Source organism: Parafrankia sp. FMc2 (genome assembly GCF_041008525.1).
Classification (GTDB): Bacteria; Actinomycetota; Actinomycetes; order Frankiales; family Frankiaceae; genus Parafrankia.
Genome location: NZ_JBFLUG010000156.1, coordinates 1 through 15,527 on the forward strand (window position 1 = coordinate 1; position 15,527 = coordinate 15,527).

General features: G+C 73.3%; 13 protein-coding genes. 10 read left to right on the top strand and 3 right to left on the bottom strand.

Going from position 1 to position 15,527, the window contains the following annotated elements:
• From AB1460_RS31060 to AB1460_RS31075, 4 genes are all read left to right on the top strand, one after another.
• Window positions 1-632, top strand: a 632-nt coding sequence (locus AB1460_RS31060; protein WP_368965643.1) for a zinc-binding dehydrogenase, incomplete at its 5' end; no start/stop codon positions are given.
• A gap of 104 nt (window positions 633-736) precedes the next feature.
• Window positions 737-1,450 (top strand): TetR/AcrR family transcriptional regulator, encoded by a 714-nt coding sequence (locus AB1460_RS31065; RefSeq protein WP_368965644.1) that lies wholly within the window; start codon window positions 737-739, stop codon window positions 1,448-1,450.
• Window positions 1,451-1,848: 398 nt separating this feature from the next.
• Window positions 1,849-3,231: an FAD-dependent oxidoreductase gene (locus tag AB1460_RS31070; RefSeq protein WP_368965645.1), complete on the top strand. Its 1,383-nt coding sequence runs from the start codon at window positions 1,849-1,851 to the stop codon at window positions 3,229-3,231.
• 5 nt (window positions 3,232-3,236) lie between these two features.
• Window positions 3,237-4,946, top strand: a complete 1,710-nt coding sequence (locus tag AB1460_RS31075) for a phytoene desaturase family protein (protein WP_368965646.1) — start codon at window positions 3,237-3,239, stop codon at window positions 4,944-4,946.
• Here AB1460_RS31075 and AB1460_RS31080 read toward each other — a convergent pair.
• On the bottom strand, window positions 4,874-5,674 hold the full coding sequence (locus AB1460_RS31080) for an ABC transporter ATP-binding protein (RefSeq protein WP_368965647.1): 801 nt from the start codon (window positions 5,672-5,674) through the stop codon (window positions 4,874-4,876). The two genes, AB1460_RS31075 and AB1460_RS31080, sit on opposite strands and share 73 nt — an antisense overlap.
• A gap of 283 nt (window positions 5,675-5,957) precedes the next feature.
• Between AB1460_RS31080 and AB1460_RS31085 the strand changes: the two genes are divergently transcribed.
• The 3 genes from AB1460_RS31085 (at window position 5,958) to AB1460_RS31095 (ending at window position 8,262) form a co-directional block, all read left to right on the top strand.
• Window positions 5,958-6,824, top strand: coding sequence for a helix-turn-helix domain-containing protein (locus AB1460_RS31085; protein ID WP_368965648.1), 867 nt, complete (start codon window positions 5,958-5,960; stop codon window positions 6,822-6,824).
• 111 nt (window positions 6,825-6,935) lie between these two features.
• Window positions 6,936-7,601, top strand: coding sequence for a superoxide dismutase family protein (locus AB1460_RS31090; RefSeq protein WP_368965649.1), 666 nt, complete (start codon window positions 6,936-6,938; stop codon window positions 7,599-7,601).
• Window positions 7,602-7,725: 124 nt separating this feature from the next.
• On the top strand, window positions 7,726-8,262 hold the full coding sequence (locus AB1460_RS31095; RefSeq protein ID WP_368965650.1) for an SsgA family sporulation/cell division regulator: 537 nt from the start codon (window positions 7,726-7,728) through the stop codon (window positions 8,260-8,262).
• A gap of 55 nt (window positions 8,263-8,317) precedes the next feature.
• Here AB1460_RS31095 and AB1460_RS31100 read toward each other — a convergent pair whose 3' ends face one another.
• Window positions 8,318-9,436: an Acg family FMN-binding oxidoreductase gene (locus AB1460_RS31100; protein ID WP_368965651.1), complete on the bottom strand. Its 1,119-nt coding sequence runs from the start codon at window positions 9,434-9,436 to the stop codon at window positions 8,318-8,320.
• A gap of 295 nt (window positions 9,437-9,731) precedes the next feature.
• Here AB1460_RS31100 and AB1460_RS31105 point away from each other — a divergent pair, with 295 nt between their 5' ends.
• From AB1460_RS31105 to pip, 3 genes are all read left to right on the top strand, one after another.
• On the top strand, window positions 9,732-10,370 hold the full coding sequence (locus AB1460_RS31105; RefSeq protein ID WP_018639985.1) for a response regulator: 639 nt from the start codon (window positions 9,732-9,734) through the stop codon (window positions 10,368-10,370).
• A 537-nt stretch (window positions 10,371-10,907) separates the two neighbouring features.
• A complete protein-coding gene (locus AB1460_RS31110; RefSeq protein WP_368965652.1) occupies window positions 10,908-12,578 on the top strand; it encodes a bifunctional aminoglycoside phosphotransferase/ATP-binding protein in 1,671 nt (556 codons plus the stop codon).
• A gap of 268 nt (window positions 12,579-12,846) precedes the next feature.
• Entirely contained in the window at window positions 12,847-13,803 is a 957-nt protein-coding gene (gene pip / locus AB1460_RS31115; protein ID WP_368965654.1) for a prolyl aminopeptidase, read from the top strand.
• 316 nt (window positions 13,804-14,119) lie between these two features.
• Here the strand turns inward: pip and AB1460_RS31120 are convergent, their stop codons facing one another.
• A complete protein-coding gene (locus AB1460_RS31120) occupies window positions 14,120-15,322 on the bottom strand; it encodes an acyl-CoA dehydrogenase (protein WP_368965653.1) in 1,203 nt (400 codons plus the stop codon).
• Between the last annotated feature and the right edge of the window lie 205 nt (window positions 15,323-15,527).

Genomic DNA, 15,527 nt, shown 5'->3' on the forward strand with positions numbered 1-15,527 from the left:
GGTTGGGGTCGTATGCGACGCAGATGGCGCTGCGGGGTGGGGCGTTGCCGGTGTGTGTGGTGTCGTCGCCGGAGAAGGCGGAGATCTGTCGGTCGTTGGGTGCGGAGCTGGTGATCGATCGGGCGGCGGAGGGGTATCGGTTCTGGTCGGACGATCGGACGCAGGATCCGCGGGAGTGGAAGCGGTTCGGGGCGCGGATCCGGGAGCTGACGGGGGGCGAGGATCCGGACATCGTGTTCGAGCATCCGGGGCGGGAGACGTTCGGGGCGTCGGTGTTCGTGGCGCGGCGTGGGGGGACGGTGGTGACGTGTGCGTCGACGAGTGGGTTTCTGCATGAGTACGACAACCGGTATCTGTGGATGAATCTGAAGAGGATTATCGGGACGCATTTTGCGAACTATCGGGAGGCGTGGGAGGCGAACCGGTTGGTGGCGCGGGGGTTGATCCATCCGACGTTGTCGCGGGTGTATCCGTTGGAGGAGACGGGGCAGGCGGCGTTTGATGTGCACCGCAACGCGCATCAGGGGAAGGTCGGTGTGCTGTGCCTGGCGCCGGAGGAGGGGTTGGGTGTGCGGGATGAGCAGATGCGGGCTCGTCACCTCACCGCCATCAACCGCTTCCGCGGCGTGTAGCGCCTGACGGGAGGGACCCGCACCGGCACCGGCCGGGTGTGCGGCGGCCTGGCCGGCGCCCCGCCGCGGAGCTGGTAACCTGCCGGTTGAGGAGGACTGTTGCGGTGTCGGCAGAAATCACCCGACCCGCGTCGGGCGGCGGAGTGTCGGGTGGCAGCGCCTCGGGTGGCAGCGCCTCGGGTGGCAGCGCCTCGGGCGGTGGTGAGGCTCCCGCCGAGCCGGGCAGGCCTCGACCTCAGGGGCAGGGGCGGGCCCGGGTGGGTGCGCGTTCCTCCCGGCGCGAGGAACTGTTGCACGCGGCGGCCGTCCTGTTCGCCGAGCGGGGCTTCCGCGGGGTGGGTATCGAGCAGATCGGCGCCGCTGTCGGCATCAGCGGCCCGGGTATCTACCGCCACTTCCCGAGCAAGGACGCGATGCTCGTCGAGCTGCTCGTCGGCATCAGCAGGTACCTGCTGGAGAACGCCCGCGACGCCCGCCAGGCCGGGGAGAACTCGGCACAGGCCCTCGACCGCCTCGTCCGCGGCCACGTCGAGTTCGCCCTCGACCATCCTGAGCTGATCGTCATCCACGACCGTGACCTGTGGAGCCTGCCGGAGGAGGCGGCCCGTGAGGTGCGCCGGCTGCAGCGGGCCTACACCGAGCAGTGGGTCGAGACCCTGCGCGAGGCGCGGCCGGAACTGGGCGCGGCGGCGGCCCGGGCCCGCGCGCACGCGCTGTTCGGGCTGATCAACTCCACCCCGCACAGCGCGAGTGACCTGGGTCGCCCGGAGATGGCCGCGATGCTGCACACGATGGCCCTCGGTGCGGCCCACAGCTGACCGCTGACCGCATCGCCCAGGAGATCCGGCCCACAGCCGCGCCCGTCCGGCCCCGCGAGACGCCCTCTCTTTCCCTCCCAAATCGGAATCTCAGTCCGGAAAACGAGGTTCCGGTATCGGGGGGTGGCACTCTTCCACACTGTGCACGCCATTCCGCCATCACAGTTCTTGCGCCGCGAACGAGGCTTCTCTACGTTGCCTGATGGGTGGCCGGTAGTGCGCGGAAGCAGGTCGGACGGGCGATGCAGCCCGCTGGGCAGTGCCGCCGGACGCAGAACGGCCCCCCGCGGCGTCGCCGGTGGGAGCACCGTGCGGCACCGGCCGCGCGGAGATGATCCGGGCGCGGGCCCCGAGGGTGCCCTCGCGGCCCGACATCGGTGATGAGGAGTGGACTGCAGATGCCCCAGGGAAATGAGACCGGCCCGCTGACCGTCGCGGTGGTCGGGTCCGGACCGTCCGGCTTCTACGCGGCGGCCTCGTTGCTGGAGCAGAGCGACGTGCCGGTCCGAGTGGATATGTACGAGCGGCTCGCGACGCCGTGGGGCCTGGTGCGCTCCGGTGTCGCCCCGGACCACCCGAAGATCAAGGCCGTGTCCAGTGTGTACGCGGCGATCGCCGCCCACGAGAACTTCCGCTTCTTCGGCAACGTCGACATCGGCTCGACCGTCACCCGCGAGGAGCTGACCGAGCGCTACGACGCCGTGCTGTACGCGGTCGGCGCGCAGACCGACCGGCGGCTCGGCATCCCCGGTGAGGACCTGCCGGGCAGCGAGTCGGCGGTCGACTTCGTCGGCTGGTACAACGGCCACCCCGACTACGCCCACCTGAAGTTCGACCTGACCGGCGAGCGCGGTGTGGTGATCGGCGCCGGCAACGTCGCGCTGGACGTCGCCCGCATCCTGTGCTCCCCGCACGAGCGGCTGGCCCGCACCGACATCGCCGACCACGCGCTGGAGGCGCTGCGGGCCTGCGCGCTCAAGGAGGTCATGGTGGTCGGGCGCCGGGGTGCCGCCCAGGCCGCGTTCACGACCGCCGAGCTCAAGGAGCTGCCCGAGTTCACCGAGTCCGGGGTGGACGTCGACCCGGCCGAGGTCGCCGAGCAGCCCGGCGAGGACGCGCTGTCCCGCCTGGTCAAGCGCAACCTGACCATCATGCGCGGCTACGCGCAGAACCCGCTGCCGCCCGGCGAGCGCCGCGTCGCGCTGCGCTTCCAGCGCACCCCGCTGGAGATCCGCGGCGACGGCCGGGTCGAGGAGATCGTCTTCGCCCGCAACGCGCTGAAGGTCGGTGAGGACGGCTGGGTCAGTGCCATCGACACCGGCGAGCGCGAGACCGTCGCGACGAGCCTGGTCCTGCGGGCGGTCGGCTACAAGGGCCGGTCGATCGAGGGTCTGCCGTTCGACGACCGCCGCGGTGTGATCCCGAACGTCAACGGCCGGATCGACGGCGTGGAGCGCGAGTACGTGGCCGGCTGGATCAAGCGCGGGCCGACCGGCATCATCGGCACGAACAAGAAGTGCGCGGCGGAGAGCGTCGGCCGGCTGCTCGCCGACGTCGCCGACGGCTCGCTGCGCCGCCACGAGCGGGACGGCTCCCTCGACACCCTCGCCGACATCGAGGGCTGGCTGCGCAGCCGGCAGCCGCACCTGGTGACCGAGGCCGGGTGGCGGCTCATCGACGCCGCCGAACGGTCCACCGGCGAGCCGTCCGGGCGGCCGCGGGTCAAGCTGGTCCTCACCGAGGAGCTGCTCGACATCGCGCTGGAACGCCGGATCGCCTGACCGCGGTGCCCACGCGGCGGGGAGCGGCCGCGGACGCCGTCGTCGTGGGCGCCGGCGTCAACGGCCTCGTCGCGGCGAACCTGCTGGCCGACGCGGGCTGGGACGTCGTGGTCTGCGAGGCCGAGGACACACCGGGCGGTGCCTGCCGGTCGGCTGAGGTGGCCGCGCCCGGCTTCGGCACCGACCTGTTCAGCGCCTTCTACCCGTTCGCGGCCGGTTCCCCTGCGCTGCGCGGCCTGGCGCTGGAGGACCACGGCCTGCGGTGGTGCCACGCCCCGCTCGTGCTCGCCCACCCCACCGCGGACGGTCGGTGCGCGCTGCTGTCGACCGATCTCGCCGAGACGACGGACTCGCTCGCCGACTTCGCCGCACCGGACGCCGCGGCCTGGCAGGCGCAGGCCGACCTGTGGGGACGGATCCGTGAGCCGCTGCTCGAGGGGCTGCTCGCGGTGCCGTTCCCGCCGGTGCGGGCCGGTCTGCGGCTGGCCCGCACGCTCGGCACCGCCGACGCGCTGCGGTTCGCCCGGTTCGCCGTGCTCCCGGTCCGCCGCTTCGCCGCGGAGGAGTTCGCCGGCGCGGGCGCCGGGCTGCTGCTGGCGGGCTGCGCCCTGCACACCGATCTCGCCCCCGAGTCGGCCGGTTCGGCGCTGGTCGGCTGGCTGCTGGCGATGCTGGGCCAGGATGTCGGCTTCCCGGTCCCGCGGGGCGGCGCCGGCCGGCTCACCGGGGCGCTGGTCGACCGGCTGCGGGCCCGCGGCGGTGTCCTGCGGACGGGGACCCGGGTGGACGCGGTGGCCGTCAGCGCCGGCCGGGCCCGCGGGGTGCGGCTCGCCGACGGGACGCTGCTGGCCGCGCGCCGCGCGGTGCTCGCGGACGTCGACGCGGTCGCGCTCTACCGGAGCCTGGTCGCCGCCGAGCACCTGCCGCCGCGGCTGCTCACCGACCTGGGCCGCTTCCACTGGGACTCCGCCACCTTCAAGATCAACTGGGCGTTGGCGGGCCCGATCCCCTGGGCGGACCCGCGGGTGCGCCGGGCCGGCACCGTCCACCTCGGCGGCACCCTCGACGATCTGACGGCGATGTCCGCCCAGCTCGCCCGCGGCCTGATCCCGGCCGACCCGCTGCTCGTGCTCGGCCAGATGACCACCGCCGACCCCACCCGGTCGCCGGCGGGAACCGAGAGCGCCTGGGCCTACTTCCACCTGCCGCAGCGTCCGCGCGGCGACGCCGGCGCGGCGGGCGGCGCACCCGTCACCGGCCGCTGGGACGACGCCGACGTCGCCCGCCTGGTCGACCGGGTGGAACGCCGGCTGGAAGCGGCCGCACCCGGCTTCACCGCCCTGATCGCCGGCCGGGACGTCCAGTCACCCGCCCGGCTCGAGGCGATGGACCCGGCCCTGCGCGGCGGTGCGATCGGGGGCGGCACCGCCGGCCTGCACCAGCAGCTCGTCTTCCGCCCGGTGCCCGGCCTGGGCCGGCCCGAGACCCCGATCCCCGGCCTTTATCTGGCGTCGATGTCGGCCCACCCCGGCGGCGGCGCGCACGGCGGGCCGGGAGCGATGGCGGCCCGGGCCGCCCTGCGTGCCGCCGGGCCCACCGGTCCGCTGCGGCGCCGGGCGCTGGCCGCCGCGCACCGGCGGATCTACGCCGGCCCGAACGAGTCCCGCAGCGCCTCGGAGACCGTACGGGCGACCCGGCCGAACGCGGCGTCGTAGCGCAGCGACTCCGCCCGCGGGTAGTCGAACGGCACCGCGACCTCGGTGAGCAGCTGCCCGGACCGGGCGGAGAGCACCCCGACCCGGCTCGCCAGCGTCACCGCCTCGACCACCGAATGGGTCACGAACAGCCCGGCGAAGCCCTCCCGCAGGTGCAGCTGCTGCAGCTCGTCCCCGAGCCGCTGGCGGGTGATCTCGTCGAGTGCGCCGAACGGCTCGTCGAACAGGCACAGCGCCGGGCGGGCGGTCAGGGCCCGGGCGAGCGAGACCCGCATCCGCATGCCGCCGGACAGCGCCCGCGGCCGGTGGCGCTCGTAGCCGCGCAGGCCGGTGAGCGCGAGCGCGTCCGCCACCAGGGCGTCGCGCCGCGGGCGCGGGACGCCGTCGAGTTCGGCGAACAGCCCGACGTTCGCCGCGACCGTCCGCCAGGGCAGCAGGGTCGGGTCCTGAAAGATCAGGGCGGGGGAGCCCGGCCCGGCCAGCACCGTGCCGGACGTCGGCACGGCGAGCCCCGCCGCGATCCGCAGCAGGGTGGACTTGCCCGACCCGGAGGCGCCGATCAGCGCCACGATCTCCCGGTCCCCCACCTGCAGCGAGACGTCCCGCAGCACCGTGGAACCGTCGGGGAACGTCATCCCGGCCCGCTCGAACGCCAGCGCCGTGCCAGGCGGCGCCAGGCCCACCGGGCGGGACGGGGGCTGCGTCGTACGCCGGGTCCAGGGCCGCATGGGGTCATCATCCCGTCGTCCCGGGCGGCCCCATCACCCGGGCGCCCGGCGGCAACCAGGCCCGTGACCTGGGTATTTGACGAAAGTCGGAATGCCCAGTAGAAGCTTTCCGCCGTATGCGGACCGAGGTGCCGGCCACCACGCGGCGTGGGGAGGCCGGCGCTGTGGAAAAATTGCTTCGAGATGGAGCGTGGACGGTCTGCCGGTTCTCCGACAATCCGTTTCGACAAATCCGCTCCGGCGGATCCCGTGGCATCACGAGGACCGCGACGAGGAGGACAGCGTGCCGAACGGCGAGCCCATCGTGTACCGCATCATGTTGGGAGCCCGCCTGCGCCGCCTCCGTGAGAACACGGGCATCACCCGGGAGAGCGCCGGATATCAGATCCGCGCCTCCGACTCGAAGATCAGCCGGATGGAGCTCGGCCGGGTCGGTTTCAAGGAACGCGATGTCGCCGACCTGCTCACGCTCTACGGCGTCGTGACCGACACCGACCGCGCGCCGATTCTCGCGCTGGCCCGGGAGGCGAACCGTCCGGGCTGGTGGCGTGCGTTCGCCGACGTCGTGCCGAGCTGGTCCGAACCGTATCTCGGCCTGGAGACCGCCGCGGCGCTGATCCGCACCTATCACCTGCACCTCGTCCCCGACCTGCTCCAGACCGAGGAGTACGCCCGCGCGGTCATCCGCCAGACCAGCAGCCGGGGCATGCTGAGCGACGAGGTCGTCGACCGGATGGTCGCGATGCGGACGACCCGGCAGCGGCTGCTGCGCAGCCCGGACGCGCCGAAGCTGTGGGCGGTGGTCGACGAGGCCGCGCTGAGCCCGCGGATCGGCTCCATGGCCGTGCTGCGAGCCCAGCTGGCGCACCTGGCCGAGCTGGCCACGTCGCCGAACATCATCATCCAGGTGCTGCCCTCCGCCTATGGCGGGCACGTCTCGGCGGGCGGCACGTTCACGATCCTGCGCTTCACCGAACCCGAGGTGCCGGACGTCGTGCACATCGAGCACCAGAGCGGCACCGTCCACCTCGACCGGCCGGAGGACGTCGACCGCTACGAGGAACTGATGAACCGGATCGGCGTCGACAGCGTCACCCCGGACCGCACCCCCGCCTACCTGGCCCGGCTCGGCAGCCGGCTCGGCGTCTGAGCCGGTGGGCGACCGCCCTATCGGCCTGGCGACACCGGGCGGCCACCGTATGGCAGCAGGGCATTCCGCTCCGTAGGCTGGGGCCGCCCCGTCCGCAGCCTGGAGGTCGCCTTGCGACGCACCCCGTCCCGCACCGCCCTCGCCGCCGCCGCCGTGGCGACAGCCGCCAGCCTCGTCCTGGTCAGCGGCTGCGGATCCGACGACGACGAGGCGTCCGCCGCGGCGCCGACCGGCACTCCCGCTGCCTCCAGCGCCCCGACCGCCACCAGAGGTACCGGCAGCACCGGCAGCGGCGTGGACGTCGCCCTGCACGACGCGGGCGGCGCCGAGGTCGGCACCGTCACGCTCACCCCCGTCGACGGGGCGGTGCGGGTCGAGGGCCGCTTCCACGGCCTGCCGAGCGGCAGCTACCACGGCTTCCACATCCACCAGAAGCCGGTCTGCGACCCGAAGGCCGCCGACGGGGCGTTCAGCACCGCCGGCCCCCACTTCAACCCGGCCGGGACGGCGCACGGCGAGCACGCCGGTGACCTGCCCCCGCTGCTCGTCGACCGTGACGGCACCGCCCAGCTCACCGCCGAGACCGACCGGTTCACCCTCGACGAGCTGCGCAGCGGCGGAGTCGCACTGATCGTGCACGCGCAGCCCGACAACCTCGCGCACATCCCCGACCGTTACCGGGCCAGCGACGCGCCGTCGCCCGGCCCCGACGAGCGGACCGACGCGACCGGTGACGCCGGCGACCGCATCGCCTGCGGGGTGCTCGCGAAGGCCTGACGCCGCACCCGTGGTGCGCCACCCGTGGTCCTTGGTCCCCCGCCCGGGCGGACCAAGGCAGGGTGATTTCGACCCGTTTCCGGTGACACCGTGAGGTACGACACCGAGGGTGGGGAGGATCTCAATGTGGAGCCGTCCGACCGTGTTCACCGCTTTGGCGATGGACGTGAACGCCACCTACCTGGCCTGCGACGGGACCCGGGTTCCCGTGCTCGTCTCGCTGGGTTTCGACCCGCTGGACCCGGTCGCGGTCACCATCCGCGCCCGGTCCGGCGACCCGGGCCCGGCCACGCTCGCGCTCGCCCGTGACCTGTTCACCCGTGCCACGGCGCCGGCATCGGCATCGGCACCGGTGCCGGCGCCGGCGCCGGTGCCTGTTCCGAACCCGCCCCCGACCGATCCGGCGGGGGGCGGGGCGCCGCAGGCCCTCGCCGCACCGCCCGATGGGATCGGGCCGTGCGTCGAGCCGGTGCTGCGAGGCGGCCTGCGCCTGATCGCGATCTCGCTGCCCGGCCCGTATGGCCGGAGCGCGCTCGAGATGTCGGCGACCAGAGTCGTCGACTTCGTGCGGCGGACCTACGAGGTGGTTCCCGCGGAGGCCGAGGCGGCCCTCATCGACCTTGACCTCGACCTGGGCCTCGCCGCGCTCGGCTGCGCGTGACGACCCCCGCCGGCGCTGGCGGCGCGGCGGAGGTCGTCCCCCGTGCGGGCGGGGCCTACTCGACGGCGAGGATCTCGCCGACGGGCCGTCGCGGGGTCAGCGCCGAGGCTTCGGCGTCCCGGCGGGGATAGCCCACCCGCAGGATCATCTGCACATGCCCGGCGATGCTCAGCATCCGCTCGATCACCGACCGGTACCCGTCACTGTCCACCGGCTGCCCCATCGGCGACGCCGCCGCCCCGGCGGCGGTGACGGTGAGCAGGACCCGGGCGAGCGCCTGCCCCGCCCGCAACCGGTCCTCGGCCTGGTCGGCGTCGGTGCCGATCACGAACACGGCGGGGCGCTCGACGGCCTCCAGGCCGGCGCCCCGCCCTCCCGGTGGCGAGGGCGGGGCGCCCGGCACGCCGGCCGGGTCGAAGTCACGCAGCGGGAAGTCGCTGGCCCGGGACGGATGATGCGTCGAGGCGACACCGGTCGGGACCCCGTCCGCCGTCGGCCCCTGCCCGCGCCGCCACGCGGCCAGCTCGGCCCGGTAGGCGGGGTCCGTCTGCTCCGCCCAGTCGGCGCGTGCCGCGACCACCGCGGCGTCGAGTCGCTGGTCGGAGTGGGCCAGCGGCATCAGCCAGGCGCCCTCCGACTCGGCGGCCCGCCGCATCCGGTCGACCAGCGCCGGGTCCAGCGGGTGCCCGTCGAACGGGCGGCGGTCCGTGTGGCGCGCGCCGGCGGCGGAGAACAGCAGCCGGTCGGTGGCGGTCGGCGGGACCCGCCCGGCAACCCCCATCGACGCGAGCACCAGCTCGTCGGACAGCACCGGCTGCAGCGCGCCGCAGCCGGTCGTCCCCGGCAGCAGCTCCACGACCGGCTCCAGGCCGAGCACCCGGAACGCCAGCCGGGCGTGCAGCAGCGCCGCGCCGCAGCTCACCAGCAGCTGGCGACCGTCCGGGTCGAGCACGGCGAGCCGCCGCTCGACGTCCGGCCGCAGGGTCAGCAGGCCGTCGGCGAGGCGCCACCGCCAGGGCTGGGTGTTGTGGATGGAGGGCGCGAGCGAGGCTGTTGTCACGACCTCCACGGCCACCTCGCGACGGACCTCCGTCGTCACCGACTCCATGATCGAGACCTCCCCTCGCCGCTCGGTGGCACGCACCGAGCGTGCCGTCCGCAGCGTGGACAACATCCACGGTAGTCGGCGGCGGACCACCCGACGGTCGGCCGACGGGACCATCGTGCCGGCGGCGCGGGCCGGCCGCCGACGGATCCGTCACGTCCGCCGGGTACCGTCCGGCGTCCGCCCACACCCGCCGCGGGCCCGCTCCGACCGTGGTCACGTGCGGAACCGCCGGTCCTCCCCCTGCCGCCGGACGGCCGTCCCGCGGCGGTCGGCAGGACCCCGCGGACCGGGTCGGACGTCCCGGCCGGCGCGGCCGATGTGACATGGGCGAAGGACCCACACCGCCCGTATGGTCGCAGCCATGGAAAAGATCCGGGTGTTCGTTCTCGATGACCACGAGATCGTGCGGAATGGTCTGCGTCAGACGCTCGCCCGGCATGACGATATCGAGGTCGTCGGAGAGGCCGGGCTGGCCGCGGAGGCGCTGCGGCGCATTCCCGCACTGCATCCCCATGTGGCGGTGCTGGACGGGCGGCTGCCCGATGGCAGCGGCATTGACGTGTGCCGGGAGATCCGGTCGGCACTTCCGGGCGTGGCCTGCCTGATCCTGACGTCCTATGACGACGACGAGGCGCTCTTCTCGGCGATCATGGCCGGCGCGGCGGGGTATGTGCTGAAGGAGATCCGTGGGAACGACCTGGTCGGGGCCATTCGCACCGTGGCGTCCGGTCAGTCGCTGCTGGCTCCTTCGGTGACGCGCCGCGTGCTCGAGCGGCTGCGGGACGGGCCGAACGAGGACCCGGCCATGGCCACGCTGAACCAGCGGGAGCGCGAGATTATCCAGCTGATTGCGGACGGGCTCACCAACCGGCAGATCGGTACCCGGCTGGGGCTGTCGGAGAAGACCGTGAAGAACTACGTGTCGAGCATTCTGGAGAAGCTCGGGCTGGCCAGTCGCACCCAGGCCGCCGTCTATCTGATGAAGCAGGCCGCGGAATAGCCGCGCTCGGGGTGTGCCTGCTCGTCTGCGCGCTCCTCGTCGGCGCGCGGGCGGCCGTCCGCCTCAGCTGGTGGGCGGTCACGGAGCTCGGCCACCGGCAGTCCCAGGCAACGCCGCCGCCGCACCACGGCGACGCCGGTAACGCGACAGACCGCCGCCGGAGAGCTCTGGCGGACCGCCGCGGGAGAAGGACGCGTCCGCGAGGCGCAGGGTGGAGAAAGGCGTAGACCCGGCCCGCCAGGTGTGGGCCGGTGTCTCCGCGCCGGCGGCCCTACGTCCCGCGGCGGGCGGGCGGGAGGTCGGTACGGAACGGGGCGGCAGGTCACCTGACCGGACGGGACGAATGGGGGATGCTGGCGGGTGCGGGAATCGGTCCGGGGAGGAAGATCTCCACGGCTGGACCTGCCGATCGATACCGGCACCGCACGGCTGTTCCGCTCCCGATCACCGTCGCGAGAAAGGCGCTTTCAGCTCCGGGCGGGGCGGTGGGTGCGTGGCCGAGCGTGAACCGCCCCGAAGAACGGTCTGGAGACGAAGATGTTTCTGCGTGACGACGCTCCTCGAAGGCAGGCCACCGACATACAGGCAGCACCGCCCGGAACACCGCTCGACGGTCCGGCGCCCGGTCCGGCACCCAGTCCGGCACCAGGTCCGGGTCTGGGCCCGGCGCCGCGGGAACTCCGCCTCGACACCCGGGAAACCGTCGAGACACCCACCTCTGTCGTCTTCCTTACCGAGGACCGCGCCTACAAACTGCGTAAACCAGTGGATCTGGGATTCCTGGACCTGCGTTCCCGCAGTGTGCGGCTGCGGGCCTGCGAGGACGAGGTGCGGCTGAACCGGGCGCTGGCACCCGACGCCTATCTCGGCGTCGCCGATATCCGGGACGAATCCGGAGTGCTGTGCGACCACATGGTGGTCATGCGGCGGATGCCGGCCGCCCGCCGCCTTTCCACCCTGGTCGCCGCCCTCCCGGCCGGTGCGGGCACGGGCGCCGGTGACGCCGTCCTCGGTGAGCTGCGGATCCTGGCCCGGCGGCTCGCCGCGTTCCACGAGGAGTGCGAGACGTCCACCGAGATCGCCCGGGACGGTGGCCTCAGCGCACAGCAGGCGCTGTGGCTGGCGGCGATGGACGGCCTCGCGCCGTTCCGCGGCCGGCTCATCGACGCCGCCGTGGCTGACGAGATCGGCCGGCTCGCGCTGCGGTACCTGGCCGGACGCGGGCCGCTGCTGGCCCGCCGCCAGCGCGCCGGGCGGATCCGCGGTGGCCACGGGGACCTGCGGGCCGCCGACATCTACTGCCTGCCTGACGGCCCGCGGGTGCTGGGCAGCGTCAGCTCCGACCCGGCCCTGCGCCGCGGTGACGTGCTGGGGGACGTCGCCTCGCTGGCCGCGGACCTGGAGCACCTCGGCGCGCCCGCGGCGGCACACGCCGTCCTGGCCGCCTACCGCGAAGCGACGGGGGAGACGGGCCCCGCCTCCCCGGAGCATCTCCATCTTGCCTATCGGGCGGTGGTGCGGGCCGGGGAAGCCTGCGTCCGCTCCCACCAGGGTGATCCAGTGGCGGCCGCGGACGCCCGCGGGCTGGCCGCGCTGGCCCTGCGCCACCTACGGCGTGGCCGGGTCCGGCTGGTCCTCGTCGGTGGCCTGCCGGGGACAGGGAAGTCGACCCTGGCCCGGGAGCTCGCAGCCCCCGCCCCCGACCCCGGCGAAGGCTGGTTGCTGCTGCGCTCGGACGTCGTCCGCAAGGAGCTCGCCGGCCTTCCTCCCGAGGCCAGCGCCGTCGCTGAACCCGGTGCGGGGATCTATGCCGCCGACGCGACCGAGCACAGCTATGCCGAGCTGCTCACCCGCGCCCGGCACGCGCTTGAGCATGGGCAGAGCGTGGTGATCGACGCATCGTGGTCGTCGGCCCGCGCCCGCGCCCTGGCCGCCGCGGCGGCGCGGGAGTGCGACGCCGAGCTCGTGCAGCTGCGCTGCGTGAGCCCGCCTCGCGTCGCGGTGGCGCGCATCGCGGCCCGCGCGGCTGCCTCGGCGGCAGGCCGCGGCGGTGCGCCCGGCGCCGGCCCGGTCGACCCGTCGGACGCCACCGAGCGCGTCTACTTCGACATGGCGACCCGCACCGACCCATGGCCGGAAGCCCGCGACGTCGACACCTCGACCTCCGCCGACACCGCACTCGCCCTGGCCCGCCCCCTCGTCGACTGACCTCGGCTGGGTCGACCCCGCGGCGGGACCGTTCCTGCCTGCCGCGCCCCTGACAGCCGCCACACCCATGTCGCCTCTGGGCGTGGCGGCTGTCAGGGGGAGGATCCGCGCGGCTCTCCGGGTATCGACACGTCGCCAGGTGGATCCGGGGCGCATCGCGATCTCCTTCGCGATGGCGGCGGGCAGCGGACCGTATCCAGCGTCCCCACGGCAGGGAGACCCGGTGTTCTTCGGCGCCGGACCTGATGACGTCACGCAGGGGTGGACCATGGTGGAGCGAGACTCTCCGGTGGAGCCGTACGACCATGGCATGCTTGATGTCGGCGACGGGAATCTTGTTTACTGGGAGACCTGTGGTAATCCGGACGGGAAACCCGCGCTCGTCGTCCACGGTGGGCCGGGATCGGGATGCTCGGCAGGCGCCCGCCGGTTTCCACGTCTGGATCGCTACCGGGTGGTGCTTTTCGACCAACGTGGCTGCGGACGCAGCACCCCGCACGCCGGCGACCCTGCCACCGGCATGAGCTTCAATACCACGGAACACCTGCTCGCTGATATGGAACGTCTCCGCCGGCACCTCGGTATCGAAAAATGGCTTCTCTTCGGAGGGTCCTGGGGGTCCACATTGATCCTCGCCTATGCCGAACGCCACCCGCACCGAACATCGGAGATCGTAGTTCCCGGGGTCACCATGACGCGGCGGTCGGAGATCGACTGGCTCTATCATGGGGTCGCACGGTTCTTCCCCGAGGAGTGGGATCTTTTCCGCGCCGCTTCCGGGGCCGACAGTGCGGGCGGCGTTGTCAGAGCCTACGCACGCCTGATGGGAGATCCTGACCCGCAGGTACGTGTCAAGGCTGCCGACGCATGGTGCGCATGGGAAGACGCGGTCATCTCCTTGGAGCCGAACGGGAAGCGGAACGCCTACAGCGACCGGCCGCTGGCAGCGCGGCTCGCGCTCGTCCGCATCTGCACGCACTACTTCTCTCACGACGCCTGGTTGGAGGAGGGCATCCTGCTGGGTAACGCGGGACGCCTGGCGGGGATACCTGGGGTTCTGATCCACGGGCGTCACGATCTGGGTGGGCCGTTCCGCACCGCGTGGGAACTCGCCCGCGCCTGGCCCGATGCCGGACTCGTCCCCATCACGGACTCGGGGCACACTGGCAGCGACACCATGCGCGGCCAGATCCACCGTGCCCTCAGCGGATTCGCCGAGCAATGACCGGACGACGCCCTCTCCGGCCTTGGCTCAGCGCACTCCCAGGTCGCCCGCGTATTCGCACGCGGCGGCGGAAGGCCTCCGATGGGTCTGGTCCGCAAGAAACGCGGGAACCTGGCAGTCAAGATAATCAACGGTGTTGATAGTCCGGCAGGGCCGTAAATGATCATGATCTGCCAACGCCCAGGCGTCACCGTGACCTGCGCAAGGGTCATTGCCGTCATCGCCACGTCCAGTCCCGCGGGCCCTGGTCGGGTGTTGGCCCAGTCGATCACGACCGGCCCGACCGGCCCCGCCGCAGAACCGTGCCGGGTCCGGTCTACCGGCGCATCAGCAGGGGGCCGCCGAAGAGGTGCGCGCCGACCATCTCGAAGTTCGTCGTGGCCAGGGTGATGTGCCGGGCCGCGGTGTGGATGTCGCGGAAGCAGCGGTCGAGGTCGTCGCCGGAACGCAGCGCGGCGGCGCCGGCGGCGGTGTGCAGCATGGTCACCGCGGAGACGCAGTTCTCCGCCACGCTCGCCGCGGCCAGCCGGATGACACCACTGAGCTCCTCGCCGCCGGTCTCCCCGTGTGCCATCGCCTGGTCGGCCGCGTCGGCGAGGACCAGTTCGGCCGCCCGGACGAGCGCGGTGGCGCGGGCGAACGTGGCGTGCACGGTCGCGCTGTCGGCGAGGGCGTGCGTCGAGCGGGCCGGGACGGTGCGCCCGGCCAGCTCCCGAAAGACGTCCAGTGCCTGCTGGGCGATGCCGAGCGCGGTGGAGGCGGTGGTGAACGGCGCGAAGTCGTAGTAGGCGATCGCGTAGCCGCGGGTGCGCCGCACGGCCGGCGGGCGGCGCAGCAGCGACCCGTCGACGGAGTGGCTTTCGGGGACCACGACGTTGTCCACGGTGAAGCTCCCGCTTCCGGTACCGCACAGGCCGAGGGAGTGCCAGTCGTCGATGAAGGACGCCGTGCTGCCGGGAACGAACAGCATGCGGATCGGGGCCGGACCGTCCTGGCCACGCCGCCCGCCCGAGGAGCCGGGAGCACCGGAGGCGCAGGGAGCGAGTACGGCGGCGCAGAGAAGCCAGTCCGCGTGCGTCGCGCCGCTGGCGAAGGACCACGTCCCGCGCACCCGGTAGCCGCCCGGCACCGGCACCGCCTCGCCGGTCGGGTTGACCCCTCCGACGACGAGGCCGCGGCTGGTGCAGAACAGCCGGGCGGCAACCTTGTCGGGCAGGTAGTCGGAGAGGCGGCCGATGGCGCCCTGAACCCCCATCTGCCAGGCTGCCGACGGGTCGATCCGGGCGAGCGCCTGGAGCACCGCGGAGCCGGTGCGCAGGCTGACGTTCGCACCGCTGAAGGAATGGGAGACCCACATCCGGTGGAACTCCTGGGCCCGCAGGGCGTCCATGACGGCGGTGGGGGTGGCGCGGTCCCGCTCGGCCTGGGCCCGCTTCTCGGCGAGCAGGCCGCTGACGTTCTCGACCCGGGACAGCCAGGTCCTGGTTTCGTCGGCCTGGGCCGGGGAGAGGGGTGTCATTCACCAACCGCCGTGTCGTCGCGAGCGCGGGCGACCGGCCGGCGCCGGAGGGATCCGCATCTACAATGCGATGGTAGGTACTTTTCCGCAGTGCCGTGGCTGGGCGTGAGAATGTTCCGTTTCCGCGGATGCCGTTCGGCCCGCCTTCGTGTCGCGGAGTCGGGGCCGGTGACCGACCTACGCCCCTTGCGCGGCGCCCCTCCCG